This is a genomic window from Catellatospora sp. TT07R-123 (genome assembly GCF_018327705.1).
GTDB lineage: Bacteria > Actinomycetota > Actinomycetes > Mycobacteriales > Micromonosporaceae > Catellatospora.
The window spans coordinates 2838972-2858964 of sequence record NZ_BNEM01000001.1 but is presented as its reverse complement, the minus strand read 5'-3'; the positions used below and the strand labels follow the sequence as shown (position 1 = coordinate 2858964).

General features: G+C 72.3%; 14 protein-coding genes and 1 tRNA gene. 11 read left to right on the top strand and 4 right to left on the bottom strand.

The genetic code is table 11. The annotated features are described in order from the left end of the window. The first annotated feature begins 70 nt into the window (after positions 1–70). Positions 71–1765 carry a stealth family protein gene (locus tag Cs7R123_RS12150; RefSeq protein WP_212826128.1) on the top strand — a complete coding sequence of 565 codons (1695 nt, stop codon included), beginning with the start codon at positions 71–73 and terminating at the stop codon, positions 1763–1765. A gap of 139 nt (positions 1766–1904) precedes the next feature. Here the strand turns inward: Cs7R123_RS12150 and Cs7R123_RS12145 are convergent, their stop codons facing one another. The 3 genes from Cs7R123_RS12145 to Cs7R123_RS12135 are packed head-to-tail and all read right to left on the bottom strand — an operon-like array spanning position 1905 to position 4543. Continuing rightward, the gene (locus Cs7R123_RS12145; protein ID WP_212826126.1) at positions 1905–2537 is read right to left on the bottom strand and encodes an MBL fold metallo-hydrolase; all 633 of its coding nucleotides are present in this window, start codon (positions 2535–2537) and stop codon (positions 1905–1907) included. Positions 2538–2542: 5 nt separating this feature from the next. Beyond that, positions 2543–3853, bottom strand: coding sequence for a M48 family metallopeptidase (locus Cs7R123_RS12140; RefSeq protein WP_212826124.1), 1311 nt, complete (start codon positions 3851–3853; stop codon positions 2543–2545). Positions 3854–3883: 30 nt separating this feature from the next. Continuing rightward, positions 3884–4543: a ThuA domain-containing protein gene (locus tag Cs7R123_RS12135; RefSeq protein WP_212826121.1), complete on the bottom strand. Its 660-nt coding sequence runs from the start codon at positions 4541–4543 to the stop codon at positions 3884–3886. An 81-nt stretch (positions 4544–4624) separates the two neighbouring features. On the opposite strand from Cs7R123_RS12135, the gene Cs7R123_RS12130 reads away from it, so the two are divergent. Continuing rightward, positions 4625–6406, top strand: a complete 1782-nt coding sequence (locus Cs7R123_RS12130; protein WP_212826119.1) for an ABC transporter ATP-binding protein — start codon at positions 4625–4627, stop codon at positions 6404–6406. Between the two features lie 90 nt (positions 6407–6496). Here the strand turns inward: Cs7R123_RS12130 and aceE are convergent, their stop codons facing one another. Next, positions 6497–9232, bottom strand: coding sequence for a pyruvate dehydrogenase (acetyl-transferring), homodimeric type (aceE, locus tag Cs7R123_RS12125; protein WP_212826117.1), 2736 nt, complete (start codon positions 9230–9232; stop codon positions 6497–6499). 203 nt (positions 9233–9435) lie between these two features. Here aceE and Cs7R123_RS12120 point away from each other — a divergent pair, with 203 nt between their 5' ends. The 9 genes from Cs7R123_RS12120 (at position 9436) to Cs7R123_RS12080 (ending at position 19933) form a co-directional block, all read left to right on the top strand. Further along, complete coding sequence (locus tag Cs7R123_RS12120; RefSeq protein ID WP_212826115.1) at positions 9436–10005, top strand: hypothetical protein; 570 nt, start codon at positions 9436–9438, stop codon at positions 10003–10005. 317 nt (positions 10006–10322) lie between these two features. Then, positions 10323–10727, top strand: a complete 405-nt coding sequence (locus Cs7R123_RS12115; RefSeq protein WP_212826113.1) for a YjbQ family protein — start codon at positions 10323–10325, stop codon at positions 10725–10727. 355 nt (positions 10728–11082) lie between these two features. Then, positions 11083–13686: a glycoside hydrolase family 9 protein gene (locus Cs7R123_RS12110; protein ID WP_212829107.1), complete on the top strand. Its 2604-nt coding sequence runs from the start codon at positions 11083–11085 to the stop codon at positions 13684–13686. Positions 13687–13794: 108 nt separating this feature from the next. Beyond that, positions 13795–15369, top strand: coding sequence for a DUF4139 domain-containing protein (locus tag Cs7R123_RS12105; RefSeq protein ID WP_212826111.1), 1575 nt, complete (start codon positions 13795–13797; stop codon positions 15367–15369). Positions 15370–15438: 69 nt separating this feature from the next. Further along, positions 15439–17760, top strand: a complete 2322-nt coding sequence (locus tag Cs7R123_RS12100) for a thiamine pyrophosphate-dependent enzyme (protein WP_212826109.1) — start codon at positions 15439–15441, stop codon at positions 17758–17760. 202 nt (positions 17761–17962) lie between these two features. Next, positions 17963–18406: a DUF3052 domain-containing protein gene (locus tag Cs7R123_RS12095; RefSeq protein WP_212826107.1), complete on the top strand. Its 444-nt coding sequence runs from the start codon at positions 17963–17965 to the stop codon at positions 18404–18406. Between the two features lie 137 nt (positions 18407–18543). After that, on the top strand, positions 18544–18999 hold the full coding sequence (locus Cs7R123_RS12090) for a peroxiredoxin (RefSeq protein ID WP_212826105.1): 456 nt from the start codon (positions 18544–18546) through the stop codon (positions 18997–18999). Positions 19000–19080: 81 nt separating this feature from the next. Then, positions 19081–19152 (top strand) — tRNA-Val (locus tag Cs7R123_RS12085). Between the two features lie 46 nt (positions 19153–19198). Further along, the gene (locus Cs7R123_RS12080) at positions 19199–19933 is read left to right on the top strand and encodes a polyprenol monophosphomannose synthase (protein WP_212826103.1); all 735 of its coding nucleotides are present in this window, start codon (positions 19199–19201) and stop codon (positions 19931–19933) included. The last annotated feature ends 60 nt before the right edge of the window (positions 19934–19993 follow it).

The following is a 19993-nucleotide window of genomic DNA, read 5'->3' as shown; positions in this document are numbered from 1 at the left end:
GGGGAACATGAAAAGTCCTTATTAGGGCAATACATCAGCTTTCGAGCCTTATCGCTTATGTTGGGTCGTTGTGAAGCAGATTGTCAAACGCCTCCTACCCCGTCCCGCGCTGCGCGCCGCCGCGTGCCGCCTCCCGCTGCGTCAGCGGGTCCGCATCGCGAAGCTGCTGGTCGGCGTGCCGAACCGCAGCAGCCGGGTACGCAGCCACGGGGTGCCCGCGGTCGCCATCGCGGGCGCGTCCCCGGCGACGGCGTGGCACGGCAACCTGCAGATCGTGCTCGGCCTGCTGGAGGACGCCGGGCTGGACTACTTCTGCGTGCCGCACACCGATCCGCGGTGCAGCGCCGTGGCCGTCGGGGTCGAGCACCGGGCCGCCGTGCTGCGGCTGCTGCGCACCCAGCCCGCCGCACCCGGCATGGTGGTGCGGACCATGGACACCGGCGGGCGCCGGACCAGCCCGCAGCGGTGCCGGGTGGTGCAGGTCTACCAGGCCGTGACCAGCCCGGAGGGCAACGCGCTGCTCGACGGGGCGTACGCCTGCGAGATCGAGTTCTGGGACACCGTGAAGGGGCCGGGCTGGGACGCCCCGCGCCTGGTCGGCCCGCGCAACCACCGCGTCGGCACCGTCGTCAGCGTCGACACCCCGGTCGAGTACGTCCCCGCCGGGCGGCTGTCGCAGTTCATGCCCACCGCGCCCGAGCCGCGCTTCCGCAGCCGCGCCGTCTACGCCGAGCCCGGCCCCAACGACGTGCGGTTCCCCGTCGACGTCGTCTACACCTGGGTCGACGGCGACGACCCGGCGTGGCAGGCGCGCAAGTCCAAGGCGATGGGCACCGACGACTCGTTCAACGGGCTCGCCACCAACGCGTCCCGGTTCACCTCACGCGACGAGCTGCTCTACTCGATGCGCTCGCTGCACGCCTTCGCGCCCTGGGTGAACCACATCTACCTGGTCACCGACGACCAGGTGCCGAGCTGGCTGGACCTGTCCTCGAACCGGGTCACCCTGGTCAGCCACCGGGAGATCTTCGGCGACGTCGGGGTGCTGCCCACGTTCAACTCCCACGCCATCGAGTCGCGGCTGCACCGCGTCCCCGGCCTGTCCGAGCACTTCCTGTACTTCAACGACGACATGATCCTGGGCCGCCCCGTGCTGCCCGGCCAGTTCTTCTTCGCCAACGGGGTGGCCAAGTTCTTCCCGTCAAGCTCGCTGGTCGACCTGAACCCACCCGCCCCGGCCGACCACCCGGTGGACGTGGCGGCCAAGAACAACCGGCGGCTCATCCAGGCGCGGTTCGGCACGCAGGTCTACCAGAAGATGCGGCACGTGCCGTACCCGCTGCTGCGCACCGTGCTGGAGGAGATCGAGACGGAGATGCGCGAGGAGTCGCACGCCACCGCCTCGCACCAGTTCCGCGACCGCGGCGACCTGTCCATCCCGTCGTCGCTGGCGCACTACTGGGCGCACAGCACCGGGCGCTCGGTGCCCGGCGGGATCGCCCACGTCTACATCGACCTGGGCCGCCTGGTCGCGCCGGTGATGCTGGCCCGGCTGGTGCGCCAGCGCAACACCGACGTGTTCTGCCTCAACGACACCAACTCGCAGGTGGCCGACCTGGACGAGCAGGCGCAGATGGTCCGGGAGTTCATGGACGCGTACTTCCCGTTCAAGGCCCCCTGGGAGCTGGCCGACGCCGCCGGCCGCATGGGACTGACCCAGCAGCGCCGCGACACCACCCCCACCCACCCCAAGGTCACCGCCTGACCCACCCCAAGATCGGCCAAGCCCCAAGATCGGCCAAGTTGTCGGGCAATCGGGGGAAAGAGTGGTCCTCTTTCCCCCGATTGCCCGGCAACTTCGGTGGTCTTGGCGACTGGGGTGGTCTCGGGGACTTCGGTGGTCTTCAGGAGAGGGTTACGGACTCGCCGAGGTCGATCCGGCTGTACTCCGTGTTTCCCTTCCAGTCGATCCAGCGGTCGACGCCGTTGAGCCCGCGCTCGCTGAGCATGGCGTCGTGGATGGAGTGGGCCCGCTGCGGCTTCACCGCCCGGACGAAGTCCAGCATCCCGGCCATGGTGAACCACGGTCCCGAGGTCGGCACGAGCAGCGTACGGACCTGCTGGGACGGCACGAAGAACGAGTCGCCCGGGTGGTAGACGTCGCCGGCCACGACGAACCCGACGTTGGCGCAGCCGGGCAGGCCCTCGTAGATCTCGGCGTGCAGGCCGCCGACGACCTCGACCGGCAGCCCGGCCGCGGTGACCGTGTCGCCGACGGCGACCGTGACCACCGTGGCGCCGCGCTCGGTGAGCTGGGCCGCGATCGGGTCGGGGGCGTAGACCCGCAGGTCGGCGTCGGCGGCGGCCGCGGCGGCGATCCGGTCGACGTCGATGTGGTCCGCGTGCTCGTGCGTGACGAGCACCGCGTTCGCCCCGGCCAGCGCCTCGTCCTCGCTCCAGGTGCCCGGGTCGATCACCAGCACCTGGCCGTCGTGCTCGATCCGGACACAGGCATGGGTGTACTTGATCAGACGCATGGGGCTCACAGTAACTCGAACGCGCGCTGGTGTTTGGCCAGTTCCCCGCGCATCGCCTCGGCGTACGGGTGCAGCTCCGCGTCCAGCCGCAGCGCCTGCTCGGGCGTCAGCACCACCGCGGCCTGCTGGAACGGCGCCGCCGTGAGCAGGTCGTGGCGCCGCCCCGGCGACGGGTGGCTGCTGAACAGCGAGGCGTGGGTGCGGTTGGACAGCTGCCGCAGCCGGGCCGCCCGCTCGGCGTTGCGCTCGCGGGCCAGCGCCAGCCCGGCCCGCCAGCGGGGCAGTGCCGCACCGGCCTCGACCCGGCTGTCCACCACGGGCGCGAGCACGGGCCACAGCGCCATGTCCGCCGTCAGCCGCAGCGCGGCGGCCGACCCGGCGGCCCGCGCCGCCCGCAGGTCGGCCAGCGCCTCGGCGTGCCGGCTGGCCCGCCCGGCCAACAGGTGCATGCTGATGTGCGCGCTGTACAGCAGCCAGCACAGCACCCCGCCGACCACCTGCCACACGGTCAGCACCAGGGCCGCCAGGTCCGACAGGCCGAGCTGCCAGGCGTCGCGGCGGGGCGGCCGCAGGGCGCGGGCGAAGGTGGCGAACATCGTGCGCGCGGGCTGGGTCAGCAGCCCCCGGCGGATGTCGGCGTTGCTGAAGTGGCTCAGCTCGTGCGCCACCAGCGCGACCGTCTGCTGCGGATCCAGCGCGACCAGCAGCGGGATGCCCAGCACCAGCACCCGGCGCCGCCGCAGGCCGACCTGCGCCGTCCACGCGTTCCACTGCTCAGCCAGCGCGACGTGGTCGGGCAGCGGCGTCCCGACCTCGGCCGCGGTACGCGCGATCAGGGCGAACAGCTCCGGCTGCTTGGCCGCCGAGAGCGGGTACGTGTCGTGCGTCTCGTCCTTCATCCGCCCGAGGCGGGGGCGCAGCCCGTACGCCGCGGCGAGCAGGAGCAGCCCGAGCAGGATCTGCGGCACGAAGCCGCCGCTGACGGCGATCAGCCACCCGCCGGCGGCCAGCAGGCCCAGCGGGATCAGCAGCAGCACCGCCGAGACCGCGACCAGCACGACCGTCCCCACCCGCAGCCTCGGCCTGGCCTCGGCGGTGGCCAGCTCGCCGACGAGCTCGGCGTCGGAGGCGTAACCCAGCCTGCGCTCGTGCCGGCTCAGCCAGCGGAACAGCCACATGGCGTCCGGCGGCGGGAAGTGGTCGAGGTTCCACTCGCAGCGTTCGCACCAGGGTGCTTCGCCGGTCTCACCGACCAGGCGCGACTGGCACCTGGGGCAGAGCACGGCGGTGGCGGTGTCGGTCGTGGTGGGAGGCACGAGGCAGTGTGATCATCCCGTGCCGCGCTGTCAACGCCTGGCGGCCCAGACCAGGCCGCGCTCGGTGAGCGTACGGATCTGGGGGACGTCCAGATCCGGCAGGTGGTGCCCGACGGTGGAGACGAAGATCCGTCCGGCGCCCCACTGCCGCGTCCACACCGCCGGGTGGGTGACCGGCTCCTGCCAGGGCTCGCCGTCCTCGACCGGGAACGTGATGGTGGCCAGCACGTCGTTGAGCGGGTCGGCCAGCAGCCAGTAGCGCTCGGTGTCCAGCTCGACCCGGTCGATCCCCGCCGTGATCGGGTGATCGGCGTGCTCGGGCAGCACGGTGAGGGTGTGCCTGACGAAGTTCGACGGGTGGCAGACGAACCAGGCGCCGGTCAGCCACTGGTAGCGGCGCTCGGTGAACGCGGCGACGATGCCGCCGTGCCAGCCCGCCAGCCCGGTGCCCGCGCGCACCGCCTCGTCGAGGTTGCCCGCGCGCTCGGGGGTGAGCTCGTCACCGCCCGCGGTCCAGCAGTTGACCACCAGGTCGGTGGCGGCGAGCAGGTCGCGGTCGTCGTACACGGCCAGGTCCTCGGCGACGGTGACCTCGAAGCCCTGCTCCTTGAGGAACGGCAGGAAGCTGTCGGTGGTGCCGACGGGGTCGTGGAACTCGGCTCCGCCCCGGACGATCAACGCGCTGCGCATGCCCGACAGGGTAAGCGTTTACCTCCCCCAGGGGAACCGCGGACCGGCCGCCGCTTACCGGTCGGCAGGTAGAGTCGGAGCATGACGGCGGAGACCCCCACCGCGCCCGAGGTCGGCCTGCGCACCCTCTGGCCCTACCTGCGCACCCACCGCACCTCGCTGCTGCTGGTGGCGGTGCTGTCCCTGATCACCACGGCCGGCACGCTGGCCCAGCCGGTGCTGACCCGCGACGTCATCGACGGGCTCCAGCACAGCGTACCCGTCACCTCCAGCGTCATCGGGCTGTGCGTGCTGCTCGTCGGAGCCGCCTCGATCAACGGGCTGCGCCACTACCTGCTCCAGCGCACCGCCGAGGGCCTCGTGCTCACCGCGCGCCGCCGCCTGGCCGGGCACCTGCTCCGCCTGCCCATCACCGAGTACGACAACCGCCGCACCGGCGACCTGCTCTCCCGCGTCGGCGCCGACACCACGCTGCTGCGGGCGGTGGTCACCTCCGGCCTGTTCGAGACCGTCACCGGCGCGATCACCGTCGTCGGCGCCGCCACCGCGATGATCGTGCTGGACCCGGTGCTGTTCGGCGTCACCCTGGTCGGCCTGGTCGTCGGCCTGTCCGGCGGCATCTTCTTCGCCCGCAAGGTGCGCGGCATGTCCCGGCAGGCCCAGGAGCGCATCGGCGACATGACCGCCGCCGTCGAGCGGTCGATCACCGCCGCGCGCACGATCCGGGCCAGCCGTGCCGAGGCCCGCGAGACCGCGACCGTCGTCCACAGCGCCGAGCAGGCGTTCCGCGCGGGCATCCGCATCGCGCGGCTGCAGGCGATCGTCGAGCCCGCCATGGTGACCACGATCCAGGGATCGTTCCTGCTGGTCCTGGGCGTGGGCGGGGCCCGGGTGGCCAGCGGCACCATCACCGTCGGCGACCTGGTGGCGTTCGTGCTGTTCGTGTTCTTCCTGGTCATGCCGCTGGGGCAGGCGCTCAACGCGTACACGCAGCTCCAGGCCGGGCTCGGGGCGCTCCAGCGGATGGAAGAGGTGCTGGTCATCCCGCTGGAGGGCGAGCAGGCGCCGCCGGTGCCCGCGCCGCGCGGGCCCGCCGACGCGCCCGCGGTCGAGTTCGACCGGGTCGGGTTCGCGTACGCCGCCCAGGACGGCGCCCCGCCCGCCCAGATCCTGCACGAGGTGAGCTTCCGCGCCCCCGCCGGGAGCCGCACCGCGCTGGTCGGCCCGTCCGGCGCGGGCAAGTCGACCCTGCTGTCGCTGGTCGAGCGCTTCTACGAGACCAGCTCGGGCAGCATCCGCGTCGGCGGCACCGACATCCGCGACCTCGACCACGACACCCTGCGCGGCCAGCTCGGCTACGTCGAGCAGGAGTCGCCGGTGCTCGCCGGGACGCTGCGCGACAACCTGCGCCTGGCCACCCCCGACGCCACCGACGAGCGGATGCGCCAGGTGCTCGACGCCGTCAACCTCGGTGAGCTGGTCGAACGCACCCCGCTCGGCCTGGACGCCCAGGTCGGCGAGGGCGGGGTGCTGCTGTCGGGCGGCGAGCGCCAGCGCCTGGCCATCGCGCGTACGCTGCTGGCCGCGCCGCCGATCCTGCTGCTGGACGAGCCGACCAGCAACCTCGACGCGCGCAACGAGGCCGCGCTGCGCGCCGCGATCGACACCGTCGCCAGCGGGCGCACGCTGCTGATCGTGGCGCACCGGCTGTCCACCGTGCTCGACGCCGACCAGATCGTGGTGCTCGAACACGGCCGGGTCGTGGCGACCGGCCGCCACCACGAGCTGCTGGAGACCAGCCCGCTCTACCGCGAGCTCGCCGCCCACCAGTTCCTGGTCGCACCGCTCGTCGAGGCCGACTGACCACTCGCCCGACAGGTGGATACGCCTCGGGGCCACACCTCCTGCGGTGTACGTACACCACAGGACGTGTGACCCCGAGAGCGGTACTGCTTAGGAGTCGCCGCCGGTCTCGCCGGCCGGGGCCGCGGTCACGTCGTCGATCGCGTACTTGCGGAACGCCTCGGCGGGCGCCGACGCCGGCACCTCACCGGCGCGGGCCAGCTGCGACAGCACGGCCACCACGACCGACTCCGCGTCCACGTTGAAGTGGCGGCGCAGCGCCGAGCGGGTGTCGGACATGCCGAAGCCGTCCGTGCCGAGCGACGTGTAGTCGCCGGGCACCCAACGCGAGATCAGGTCCGGGACGGCCCGCATCCAGTCGGAGACGGCCACCTTCGGGCCCGGGGCGCCTTCCAGCGCCCGGGTCACGTACGGCACCTTCGCCGGCTGGTCCGGGTGCAGCAGGTTGAACTGCTCCGCCTCGACCGCGTCGCGGCGCAGCTCGGTCCAGCTCGTCGCCGACCACACGTCGGCCGACACGCCCCAGTCCTCGGCGAGCAGCTGCTGGGCCTTGATCGCCCACTGCATGCCGACGCCGGAGGCCATGATCTGCGCCTTCGGGCCCTCCGCCGGGCCGGACGAGTACCGGTACAGGCCCTTGAGCAGGCCCTGCACGTCGATGCCCGCGGGCTCGGCCGGGTGCACGTACGGCTCGTTGTACACCGTGAGGTAGTAGAAGACGTCCTCCGGCGACTCGCCGTACATGCGGCGCAGGGCGTCCTCGACGATGTACGAGATCTCGAAGCCAAACGCCGGGTCGTACGCGACCGCAGCCGGGTTCGTCGCCGCGATCAGGTGCGAGTGGCCGTCCTCGTGCTGCAGGCCCTCACCGTTCAGCGTGGTGCGACCGGCGGTGGCGCCCAGCAGGAAGCCGCGCGTCATCTGGTCGGCCGCGGCCCACAGGCCGTCGGCGGTCCGCTGCCAGCCGAACATCGAGTAGAAGATGTAGACCGGGATCATCGGCTCGCCGTGGGTGCTGTACGAGCTGCCCACCGCGGTGAACGAGGCGACCGAGCCGGCCTCGTTGATGCCCTCGTGCAGGATCTGCCCGGCCGTCGACTCCTTGTACGACAGGAACAGCTCGCGGTCGACGGCGGTGTACTGCTGGCCGTGCGGCGAGTAGATCTTCGCCGTCGGGAACAGCGAGTCCATGCCGAACGTGCGCGCCTCGTCCGGGATGATCGGCACCCAGCGGTGGCCGATCTGCTTGTCCTTCATCAGGTCCTTGAACAGGCGGACGAACGCCATCGTGGTGGCGATCTTCTGCTTGCCGGAACCCTTCTTCAGGTCCGCGTACACCTTGTGCTCGGGCAGCTGGAGCGCCGTGTACTTGGTGTTGCGCTGCGGCAGCGAGCCGCCCAGCGCCGCCCGGCGCTCCAGCAGGTACGCCATCTCGTCGCTCTTGGCGTCCGGCTTGTAGTACGGCGGCTCGTACGGGTTGGCCTCCAGGACCGAGTCCGGGATGTCCAGGTAGAGGCGGTCGCGGAACGTCTTCAGGTCGTCCAGCGTCAGCTTCTTCATCTGGTGCGTGGCGTTGCGGCCCTCGAAGTGCGAGCCCAGCGTCCAGCCCTTGATGGTCTTGGCGAGGATCACGGTCGGCTGGCCGGTGTGCTCGGTCGCCGCCTTGTACGCCGCGTACAGCTTGCGGTAGTCGTGCCCGCCGCGCTTGAGACCCCAGATCTCGTCGTCGGACATGTGCTCGACCATCTTGCGCGTGCGCGGGTCGCGCCCGAAGAAGTGCTCGCGCACGTACGCCCCGGACTCCGCCTTGTAGGTCTGGTAGTCACCGTCGGGCGTGGTGTTCATCAGGTTGACCAGCGCGCCGTCGGTGTCGGCGGCCAGCAGCGGGTCCCACTCGCGGCCCCAGACGACCTTGATGACGTTCCAGCCGGCCCCCCGGAAGAAGGCCTCCAGCTCCTGCATGACCTTGCCGTTGCCGCGCACCGGGCCGTCGAGCCGCTGCAGGTTGCAGTTGATGACGAAGGTGAGGTTGTCCAGCTCCTCGCGCGCGGCCAGGCCGATCGCGCCCAGGGTCTCCGGCTCGTCCATCTCGCCGTCACCGAGGAACGACCATACTCGCTGGTCGGACGTGTCCTTGATGTTGCGGTGGTGCAGGTAGCGGTTGAACCGCGCCTGGTAGATCGCGTTCAGGCCGCCCAGGCCCATGGACACCGTGGGGAACTCCCAGAAGTCCGGCATCAGGCGCGGGTGCGGGTACGACGGCAGCCCGCCGCCCGGGTGCGACAGCTCCTGGCGGAACCCGTCGAGCTGGTACTCGGTCAGCCGGCCTTCCAGGTAGGCGCGCCCGTACATACCGGGGGAGGCGTGCCCCTGGTAGAAGATGTGGTCGCCGCCGCCGGGGTGGTTCTTGCCGCGGAAGAAGTGGTTGAAACCGACCTCGTACAGCGACGCGGACGACGCGAAGGTCGAGATGTGGCCGCCGACGCCGATGCCGGGGCGCTGGGCGCGGTGCACGGTCATCGCGGCGTTCCAGCGGATGTACGCGCGGAGCCGGCGCTCGACGTTCTCGTCGCCCGGGAACCAGGGCTCGCGCTCGCTGGGAATGGTGTTGATGTAGTCAGTGGTGGTCAGTGGCGGAACGCCGACCTGGCGTTCACGGGCACGCTCCAACAGCCGCAACATGACGTAGCGGGCGCGTTTGGCGCCGCGTTCGTCGATCACTCCGTCGAGCGACTCAACCCACTCCGCCGTCTCCTCGGGGTCGATATCCGGGAGCTGGCTCGGCAGGCCGTCGCTGATCACCGGGCGCTTGCGTTCGGTGGCCACAGGCGTTCCCTCGTAGTTGTAGTGATAGTCGGTCTTGCCAACAGAAGTTGTCTGTTCGCCCCATCCTGCCCCTTCGCCGGGGCATTCGTCACGCAGACAGCCGCCCGGTGCGATCCGCGACACGCATACTGACCAGTAACTTCCGGGTCGGATGGGCGACTGCGGCGCGATCACAACGGCGCTGATCGATTAGCCTGCCGCGCATGCGACGACTCCTCGGTCTGCTCCTGTTCCTCTGGGGCTGCCTGCTCGCGGTCAACACGACCTTCCCCCTGGTGGCCGAGGTCGGCGGTGACCCGGTCACCGCGGTCGCCGCCACCGGCCGGGACTGCTCGGCGCCGTTCGGGGCGCCGCCCTGGGCCGGCATCCACCGCCACTGCGACGCCACCTGGACCCACGGCAGCCAGCGCCAGCAGGGCAGGCTGGTCGGAGCCGGGGTCGAGCAGTCGCTGACCGCCCCGACCGGCGCCGACGCGTACGTCATTCCCGGCATGAAGGGTTACGCCTTCCTCGCGCCGACCGGTGCCGAGCAGGTGGCGGGCATCGCGGGCCCGATCGTCGCGCTCCTGGGTCTCAGTCTGCTGTTCGCCCGGCGCCGCCGCCACCGCCGCCGTGCGCACGGCGGCAGCCACCACTCGCACGGCGACTCCGACTCCGACCCCGCCGACTACGACTCCGACGACAGCGGCGATTCCGGCGGCGACTCCGACGGCGGTGGCGGCGGCGGTGGCGGCGGGGACGGTGGCGGCGGGGACGGCGGCGGCGGCGATTGAGGCCCCGGGCGCAGCGGGCGCGGCGACATCCTGACCGGAGAACGCGATCATCGTGACCTGCCGCCCGCAAGATCGGTGTCTGCGGTCAAGAGGCGCCCCGCTGGTGGAGATTCCGCCCGCAGACAACGATCATCACCCCACCCCGCCACGCCCACCCAGCCCAGCTCCGCCCAGCCCAGCTCCGCCCAGCCCAGCTCCGCCCAGCCCAGCTCCGCCCAGCCCAGCTCCGCCCAGCCCAGCCCAAGCTCCGCCCCAGCCCCACCCCAGCGCCGCCCGGCTCTTCGGGGTGGACTGGGGCGGGTGCGTACGGTGATCGCATGGACAGCATCGTGATCACTGTGCGGACCGGGTCGCGGCCCAGCGTGGTGGATCTGACCGCGCAGGCGGAAACTTTCACCAGCGGCCGGGGCGACGGCCTCCTGCACGTGTTCGTGCCGCACGCCACTGCCGGGGTCGCGATCATCGAGACCGGCGCCGGCAGTGACGACGACCTGCTCACGGCGTTGGAGCACGTGCTGCCCGCCGACGACCGGTGGCGCCACCGGCACGGCTCGGCCGGGCACGGCCGGGATCACGTGCTGCCCGCCTTCGTGGCGCCGTACGCGACGCTGCCGGTGCTCGGCGGCCGCATCATGCTGGGCACCTGGCAGTCGATCTGCCTGGTCGACCCCAACGGCGACAACCCCACCCGCCAGGTCCGCTTCTCCTTCCTCCCCGGCTGACCGCCCCTCCCGGCTTACCGCCCTGCCCTGCCCTGCCCTGCCCCGCCCCGCGGCGCGGCCGGGGCGGGGCGTGCTTGGCGGTGCCTGGCCTCAAGACCAGCCAACTTGCCGGGCAATCGGGCACTCAACGCGGCTCTATTCACCCGATTGCCCGGCAAGTTGGCCGATCTTGACGGGCCGGGGGCGGCGCGGGGAGGTGCGGGGAGGTGCGGGGCGGGGTGTCCCGGGGCGGGCTGGCCGGGCGGGCGATTGACACTCCGGAAACGCTACGGCAATAATTCATGCGCACGAATGGGAGCGCTCCCACTCCGCTCCTGCGGTTCCCGCAGGTGGGACCGCCTCCGTGCCTCTTTCGATGCACCACCCGATCGCTTCATCGAAAGGAACCCCAGTGCGCAAACCCGTTCTGATCGCCATCGCGGCGGTGGCCGGGCTCGTCGCCACGAGCCTCACCGCCGCCGGCGCGTCAGCCGATCCGCCCGAGCAGATCGTCAACGGCACCTTCGACTCCGGGCACGCCCCGTGGTGGGGGACCAGCAACATCGTGCTCGACTCCAGCGGCGGCCAGCTCTGTGCGGACATCCCCGGGGGCACCGTCAACCCGTGGGACGTCATCATCGGGCAGGACAACGTCCCGCTGGTCGCGGGCGAGACCTACCAGTACGCCTTCAAGGCGAGCGCCACCCCCGACAAGGTGGGCAAGGCGCTCATCCAGCTCCCGGTGGATCCGTGGACCCAGTTCCTGGCCGCGAATCCGCTGATGACGGGCACTGCCACCGGCTACTCGTACACCTTCACCGCGCCCGTCTCCCTACCGAACGCGCAGGTGGCGTTTCAGATCGGTGGCAGTGCCTCCCCCTGGCGGCTCTGCCTGGACGACATCTCCCTCAAGGGCGGCGCCGCGCCCGAGGTCTACAAGCCCGACACCGGCCCCCGGGTCCGGGTCAACCAGGTCGGCTACCTGACCAAGGGCCCGAAGGGCGCCACGGTCGTCACCGACGCCACGGCCGCCCTGCCGTGGCAGCTCAAGAACGGCGCGGGCACCGTGGTCGCCAGCGGCAGCACCACCCCGCGCGGCGTGGACGCCAGCTCCGGGCAGAACGTGCAGTCGATCGACTTCAGCTCGTACACGGTGGCCGGCACCGGATACACCCTGGTCGCCGACGGGGAGACCAGCCGCCCGTTCGACCTCGGCGGCGACCTCTACGCCGGGCTGCGCGACGACGCGCTGAAGTTCTTCTACCCGCAGCGCTCCGGCATCGCCATCTCCAACGACCTGCGCCCCGGCTACGGCCGCGCGGCCGGGCACGTCGGCGTGGCCCCGAACACCGGTGACACCTCGGTGCCGTGCCAGCCGGGCGTCTGCGACTACCGCCTGGACGTCTCCGGCGGCTGGTACGACGCGGGCGACCACGGCAAGTACGTCGTCAACGGCGGCATCTCGGTGTTCCAGATGCTCAACGAGTTCGAGCGGGGCAAGTACGCCGCCAGCGGCCAGGCGCCGTTCACCGACGGGCAGCTGAACACGCCCGAGAGCGGCAACGGCGTGCCGGACATCCTCGACGAGGCCCGCTGGGAGATGGAGTTCCTGCTCAAGATGCAGGTGCCGGCGGGCAAGCCGCTGGCCGGCATGGCGCACCACAAGATCCACGACAGCGAGTGGACCGGGCTGCCCCTTCTTCCCGACCGGGACGACAAGGTGCGCGAGCTGCACCCGCCGTCGACGGCGGCGACGCTGAACCTGGCCGCCACGGCGGCGCAGGCGGCGCGCGTGTTCGCCTCGTACGACCCGGCCTTCGCCGCGCGCAGCCTGGCCGCGGCCCGCACCGCCTACGCGGCGGCGCTGGCCCACCCGGCGATCTACGCGAGCACCGCCGACGGCACCGGCGGCGGCACGTACGACGACGCCAACGTGACCGACGAGTTCTACTGGGCCGCGGCGGAGCTGTTCCTGACCACCGGCGAGAACCAGTACCGCGACGCGGTGACCGCCTCGCCGCTGCACACGTCCGACATCTGGTCCGGCGGCGGCTTCGGCTGGCAGGGCGTGGCGGCGCTGGGCCGCATCGACCTGGCCACCCTGCCCAGCTCCCTGCCGAACCGGGCCGCCGTCCGGGCCTCGGTGGTGGCCGGTGCCGACAAGTACCTCACCGACGGGACCGCCCACCCGTACGGCGTGCCGTACGCCCCGGCGAACAACTCCTACGACTGGGGCTCCAACAGCGGGATCATCAACAACATGATCGTGCTGGCGGCCGCCTACGACCTCACCGGCCAGCGCAAGTACGCCGACGGCGTGGCCCGCGGCATGGACTACGTCCTGGGCCGCAACGCCCTGAACATGTCCTATGTCACCGGCTACGGCGAGGTGAACTCGCACAACCAGCACAGCCGCTGGTACGCCCACTCGCTCAACCCCGACCTGCCCAACCCGCCCAAGGGCACGCTGTCGGGCGGCGCGAACTCGTCCATCCAGGACCCGGTCGCGCAGCAGAAGCTGACCGGCTGCACCGGCCAGTTCTGCTACATCGACTCGATCGACTCGTGGTCCACCAACGAGCTGACGATCAACTGGAACGCCCCGCTGGCCTGGATCGCCTCGTTCCTGGCCGGTCAGGGCGACGGCACGGCCCCGGCCGCGGCGAAGTGCCAGGTGACCTACACCAAGCACGCGCAGTGGGACGGCGGCTTCAACACCCAGATCATCGTCAAGAACACCGGCAGCACCGCCGTCAACGGGTGGACGCTGCGCTGGTCGTTCCTGGGCGGCCAGTCGGTCGGCAGCGGCTGGAGCGCCGCGTACGCCCAGGCGGGCGCGCAGGTCAGCGCCAGCAACCTGGCGTACAACAAGGTCATCGCCCCCGGCCAGTCGCTGACCTTCGGGTTCATCGGCACCCCGGCCACCGGCGCCAACCCCGACCCGGCCCTGTTCACCCTGAACGGCGCCGCCTGCTCCTGAGCATTCACTCCTCCCTGGAAACCGGGGCGGTCGCGCGGCCACGAGCCGCGGGGCCGCCCCGGCCCCGTTGCGCCGCGAGCGCTGGCCAGGTTTCGGTAGCCTCGGCTTATGAGCCTCGAATCCCTCGACGCACCGATCACTGCCGTCACGGTCTTCCCCGACCGCGCCCGGATCACCCGGCGGGGCACCGTCACCCTCCCCGCGGGCGAGCACCGGGTCGCCTGTGGACCGTTGCCGCTCGGGCTGCTGCGCGACTCCGTCCGGGTCTCCGGGCACGGCCCGGCCGCCGTGGCCGGGGTCAACGTGATCACCAGGCGCGAGGCGGCGAGCGACGACGCGGCCGTGACGGCACTGGAGGCGCAGCTGCGCGAGCTGGAGACCCGGATCGGGGAACTGCTCGACGCCGACACCGTGGCCACGGCCCGGGAGCGGTTCCTGGCCCGGCTGGCGATGCGCGGCGCGGGCAACCTGGCGCAGGGCGAGGTCGCCGCGGCGGCCCGGTTCGCCGACGGCCTGGACGAGCAGCTGACCGCCCTGCACCGCGACCGGCGCTCGCGCGAGCTGGAGCGCACCGACCTGCACCGCCGGCGCGACGCCGTGGAGCGCCGCCTGATGGACCTGCGCGGCAGCGCGCGGCCCGACCGGCTGCTGGCCGAGATCCTGCTGGAGGTGGACTCCGGCGGCGGCGAGGTCGAGCTGGAGCTGACCTACCTGGTCCCGGGTGCGAGCTGGATCAGCGGGTACGACCTGCGCCTGGCCGGGGACCGGCTCGCCCTGACCTGGCACGGCATGATCACCCAGCGCACCGGTGAGGACTGGCCCGAGTGCCAGCTGCGCCTGTCCACCGCCCGCCCGGCGGGCGCGCTGACCGTCCCCGAGCTCGACCCGTGGTTCGTCGACGTGTTCCACCCGGCGCCGCCGCAGGTGTACGGCATGACGGTCGGCGGGGCGCCGATGGCCGCCGCCGCGATGCCCGCCCCCGCCCCGGGCGCCGCCCCGATGCAGGCGATGGCGCCCAAGGCGCGGGCCGCGGTGCGGGAGACCAGCGCGGCGGTGGAGGAGGGGCCGGTCGCGGCGACGTACACCCCGCTCAAGTCGGTGGCGGTGCCCGCTGACGGCACCGCGCACCGGACCCTGATCGCGACCTTCGACCTGGAGGCCAAGCTCGACCACATCACCGCGCCGGTGCGCGCCCAGGAGGCGACGCTGCGGGCCACGGTGCGCAACACCTCCGGCCACACGCTGCCGCCCGGCCAGGCCGCGCTGTTCCACGAGGGCGACTTCGTCGGCTCCACGCGGCTGGAGCCGTGGGCGCCGCTGGAGGAGCGGGAACTGGCCCTGGGCGTCGACGACCGGGTGCGGGTGGAGCGGGAGCTGGTGCGCCGGGCCGCGAGCCGGGCCACGCTCGGCTCCACCCGGCGCACCGACGCCGAATACAAGATCACCATCGCCAACCACAGCCCCCGGCCGATCTCGGTGACCGTGCTGGACCAGCTGCCGGTGTCGCGCGACGCGCAGATCGCCGTACGGGAGCTGCACGCCAAACCCGAGCCCGCCGAGCGCTCCGACCTGGGCGTGCTCACCTGGAAGCTGGCCCTGCCGCCCGGCGCCGGGGCCGAGATCCAGTTCGGCCTGCGCGTCGAGTCGGCCAAGGGCGTCGACATCGCCGGATGGCGCGACTGACCTGGCCGGACGGGGCGACCGGCGTGTCCGATCGGCGATCCGAGTGGTTGCCGGTCGCCCTCCTGGGTCATGCTGTGCTGCGTGAGCACCTCTCATGATCTCGACGAACGGTTCCGCGGCGCGCTGACAGCCTGGTCCCACCAGCCCACCACGACACCGGCCGCCGATCCCCATGCGACGGTGCGCGGTGACAGCGCCCTGACCGCCGCCCAGGCGCGCGAGCTGTTCGACGCCCAGGTCACCAGCCGCCACCTCGACCTGGCCGCGCGCCGCCTGCGCGCCGACGGGGCCGGTTTCTACACCATCGGCTCGGCCGGGCACGAGGGCAACGCGGCCGTCGCCGCCGCGCTGCGGCCCACCGACCCGGCGCTGCTGCACTACCGCTCCGGCGCATTCTACTGCGCCCGCGCCGCCCAGCTGCCCGACGGCAAGGTCGACCCGATCCGCGACGTGCTGCGGGGCATCGTCGCCAGCGCGGCAGAGCCGATCGCGGGCGGGCGGCACAAGGTCTTCGGCAGCACCGAGCTGAACATCATCCCGACCACCTCGACCATCGCCTCGCACCTGCCGCGCGCGGTCGGGCTCGCGTTCGCGATCGAGCGGGCCCGGCAGGGCGGCGACGCGCTGCGGGCCGGGCGGCACGCCGCGCCCGAGGCCGACGTCGCGCTGCCGCCGTGGCCGCGGGACGCGATCGCGGTGTGCTCGTTCGGCGACGCCTCGGTCAACCACGCCAGCGCCACCGCCGCGTTCAACACCGCGGGCTGGTCCGACTTCACCGGCCTGCGGCTGCCGCTGCTCTTCGTGTGCGAGGACAACGGGCTGGGCATCAGCGTCCGCTCGCCCGCGGGCTGGGTCGGCGCCGCGCTCAAGGCCCGCCCCGGCCTGCGCTACCACCACGCCGACGGCTGCGACCTGGCCCAGACGTACGCGGTGGCCCGCTCCGCGGTCGCCTGGGTGCGCCGCCACCGCCGCCCCGCCGTGCTGCACCTGCGTACGGTCCGGCTGATGGGCCACGCCGGGGCCGACGCCGAGCTGGCCTACCGGGCGCCCGCCGAGATCGAGCACGACCTGGCCCTGGACCCGCTGCTGCGCACCGCGCGGCTGCTCATCGACTCCGGCCAGGCCACCGCGCCGGAGCTGCTCAGCCGCTACGACGAGCTCGGCTGGCGGGTGCGCCACGCCGCCGCCCAGGTGCGCGAGGAGCCCAAGCTCGCCTCGGCGGCCGAGGTCGTCGCCCCGCTGGCCCCGCGCCGCCCGCTGCGGGTGGCCCGCAGTGTCACCGGGGCGGGCGAACGTGCCGCCGGTGCGCTGCTGGCGGCCCGTACCGAGGCGTTCGGCGGCACCGCGCCCGAGCGCGGCGGGGCGCTGACCCTGGCCCAGAGCATCAACGCGACTCTGACCGACCTGCTGCTGACCCACCCGCAGGCGCTGGTCTTCGGCGAGGACGTGGCCCGCAAGGGCGGCGTGTACGGCGTCACCAAGGGCCTGCGCGACCGGTTCGGCCCGGCCCGGGTCTTCGACACGCTGCTGGACGAGACGTCCATCCTCGGCCTCGGGCTGGGCGCGGGGCTGGGCGGCATGCTGCCGATCCCCGAGATCCAGTACCTGGCGTACCTGCACAACGCCGAGGACCAGCTGCGGGGCGAGGCGGCCAGCATGCGGTTCTTCTCACAGGGGGCGTACCGCAATCCGATGGTGGTGCGCGTCGCCGGGCTGGCGTACCAGAAGGGCTTCGGCGGGCACTTCCACAACGACCACTCGGTGGCCGTCCTGCGCGACATCCCGGGCCTGGTCGTGGCCGCCCCGGCGCGGCCCGACGACGCCGCCGCGATGCTGCGCACCTGCGTGGCGGCGGCCGAGGTCGACGGCACCGTCAGCGTCTTCCTGGAGCCCATCGCGCTCTACCACACCCGCGACCTGCACACCGACGGCGACGGCGGCTGGACGGCGCCCTACGCCCCGCCCGCGCGCTGGGGCGACACGCACGTGCCCGTCGGACGCGCCCGCGGCTACAGCTTCGGCGCCACCGACGAGCTGACCATCATCACCTTCGGCAACGGCGTACGCATGTCGCTGCGGGTCGCGGCCCGCCTGGCCGAGGCGGGCCACGGCTGCCGCGTCGTCGACCTGCGCTGGCTGGCCCCGCTGCCGGTCGCCGACATCGTCCGCGAGGCCGCCGCCACCGGCCGGGTCCTGGTCGTCGACGAGACCCGCCGCACCGGCGGCGTCGCCGAGGGCGTGCTCGCGACCCTGGTCGACGCCGGATACGTCGGCCTGGCCCGCCGGATCGCGGCCGTCGACACGTTCCTGCCGCTGGGGCCCGCCGCCGACCACGTGCTGGTCGGCGAGGACGCCATCGAGCGGGCCGCGAGAGCGCTCCTGGCGGTGTGATCGGCGCCCGCCTTCGCGGGCGCGGGGGCATGGGCGGCGGATTTTCGGGACCCGCCCGGTGCGCCACTTGCGCTGGGAGCTAGAACTGTGTGGACTACCGGCAGTCGGCTGTGACGCCGACGACAATGGCAACAGAACGCGAAGGGCACGTTAACCCGCCGCAGCGGCGGGCGTGCGCGAACGGAAGAGGAGGCACGCGACAGTGAGCGCGACCGCTGGTCAGGCCGCCGAGGGCGTACGCAGCCTGGCGGACCGGTTCGGTATCGAGCCGGACATGGTGGTCATGGAGATGGGGTACGACGACGACGTCGACTTCGAGCTCCGTGACGCCCTGGCCGACGCATGCGGATCAGATCTGGTCGACGAGGACACCGACGAGGTCGTCGACGCGGTGCTGGTGTGGTACCGCGAGGACGACGGGGACCTGGTCGACCTGCTAGTCGATTCCATCGCCCCACTCGCCGAGAGCGGCGTGGTGTGGCTGCTGACGCCCAAATCAGGCCGGCCCGGACACGTCGAGCCGAGCGAGATCGCCGAGGCGGCACCCACCGCCGGGCTCACCCAGACTTCCACCCTCAGCGCCGGCAAGGACTGGAGCGCGGCGCGGTTGGTGGCACCGAAGGCGGCGCGCGCCCCCAAGCGCTGACAGCCGGCCGCCCGTCGTAGCGGCCTGCCCCACCCGGCAGGCCGCCAGACCGGGCTGCGATCATGAGCAGCGGCGCGGCCGGCCGGCGGCACTGCCCGCGCCTGAGGCAGCGGCCGCCGAGCTTTGGGGGAATCGCCATGATCGAGGTCGGGACGCAGGCACCGGACTTCGTGCTCAAGGACCAGAACAACCAGGAAGTGCGGCTGTCGGACTTCCGCGGCGGCAAGAACGTCCTGCTGGTCTTCTACCCGCTCGCCTTCACCGGCATCTGCCAGGGTGAGCTGTGCTCGGTCCGCGACAACATCGGCGACTTCGCCAACGACACGACCCAGGTCCTGTCGGTGAGCGTCGACTCGGTCTTCGCCCACAAGGTGTGGGCCGACCAGCAGGGTTACGACTTCCCGCTGCTGGCCGACTTCTGGCCGCACGGCGCCGTCGCGCAGGCGTACGGGGTCTTCAACGACGAGCGCGGCTTCGCCAACCGGGGCACCTTCGTCATCGACCGCGAGGGCGTCGTGCGCCACGCCGAGATGAACCTGCCTGGTGAGGCGCGTGACCAGGACGGCTGGCGCAAGGCGCTCGCCGCGCTGTGACACCTCGGGTGCGCCGGGGTTTCGAGATCCCGGCGCACCGTCAGGTAGGATGTCCGGGTTCCGTGCGGGCGCCTGCCCACCGGGCGCGTAGCTCAGCGGGAGAGCATCCGCCTTACAAGCGGAGGGTCGCAGGTTCGAACCCTGCCGCGCCCACTTCACGTGCTTCACGTGCCGAGTCCGGCCAGACCAAAAGGTGATCATGTCCAGCGCTCCGAAGACCACCGTCGTCGTGCCGACGTTCAACGAGCGGGAGAATCTGCCCAAGCTGGTGGAGCTGCTCGCGGCGCTGAACATCCCGAACCTGGGCGTGCTGGTCGTCGACGACAACTCCCCGGACGGCACCGGCGAGGTCGCCGACAAGCTCGCCGTCGACGGGCCGATCCCGGTCAGCGTGCTGCACCGCACCGAGAAGAACGGCCTCGGCCGGGCGTACGTGGCGGGCATGACCCGGGCCCTGGCCGAAGGTGCCGACATCGTGATCCAGATGGACGCGGACCTGTCCCACCCGTGCTCGGCCATCCCCGGCATGCTGGACAAGCTCGCCCACACCGACGCCGCCGTCGTGCTCGGCTCGCGCTACGTCCCCGGCGGCGCGCTGGCCGCCGACTGGCCCTGGCACCGCAAGGCCCTGTCGGCCTGGGCGAACTTCTACGTCAACGCGATCCTCCAGCTCAGGGTCAAGGACGCCACCGCCGGCTTCAAGGCGTGGCACGCCGACACCCTGCGCGCGATCGACGTCGCGTCGGTGCAGAGCAACGGATACGCGTTCCAGGTGGAGATGAACTACCGGGTGGTGCGGCAGGGGCTGCGGATCGACGAGGTGCCGATCCGGTTCGAGGAGCGCGCCGAGGGCGTCTCCAAGATGAGCCTGGGCGTCCAGCTGGAGTCCGCGATGGTCCCCTGGAAGCTCCGCTTCGGCAAGAAGCCCAGCTGACCCTGGCACCGAGCTGACCGCACACCAGCTACTCCGCGCCCCGCTCTCCGGCGCCCCGCT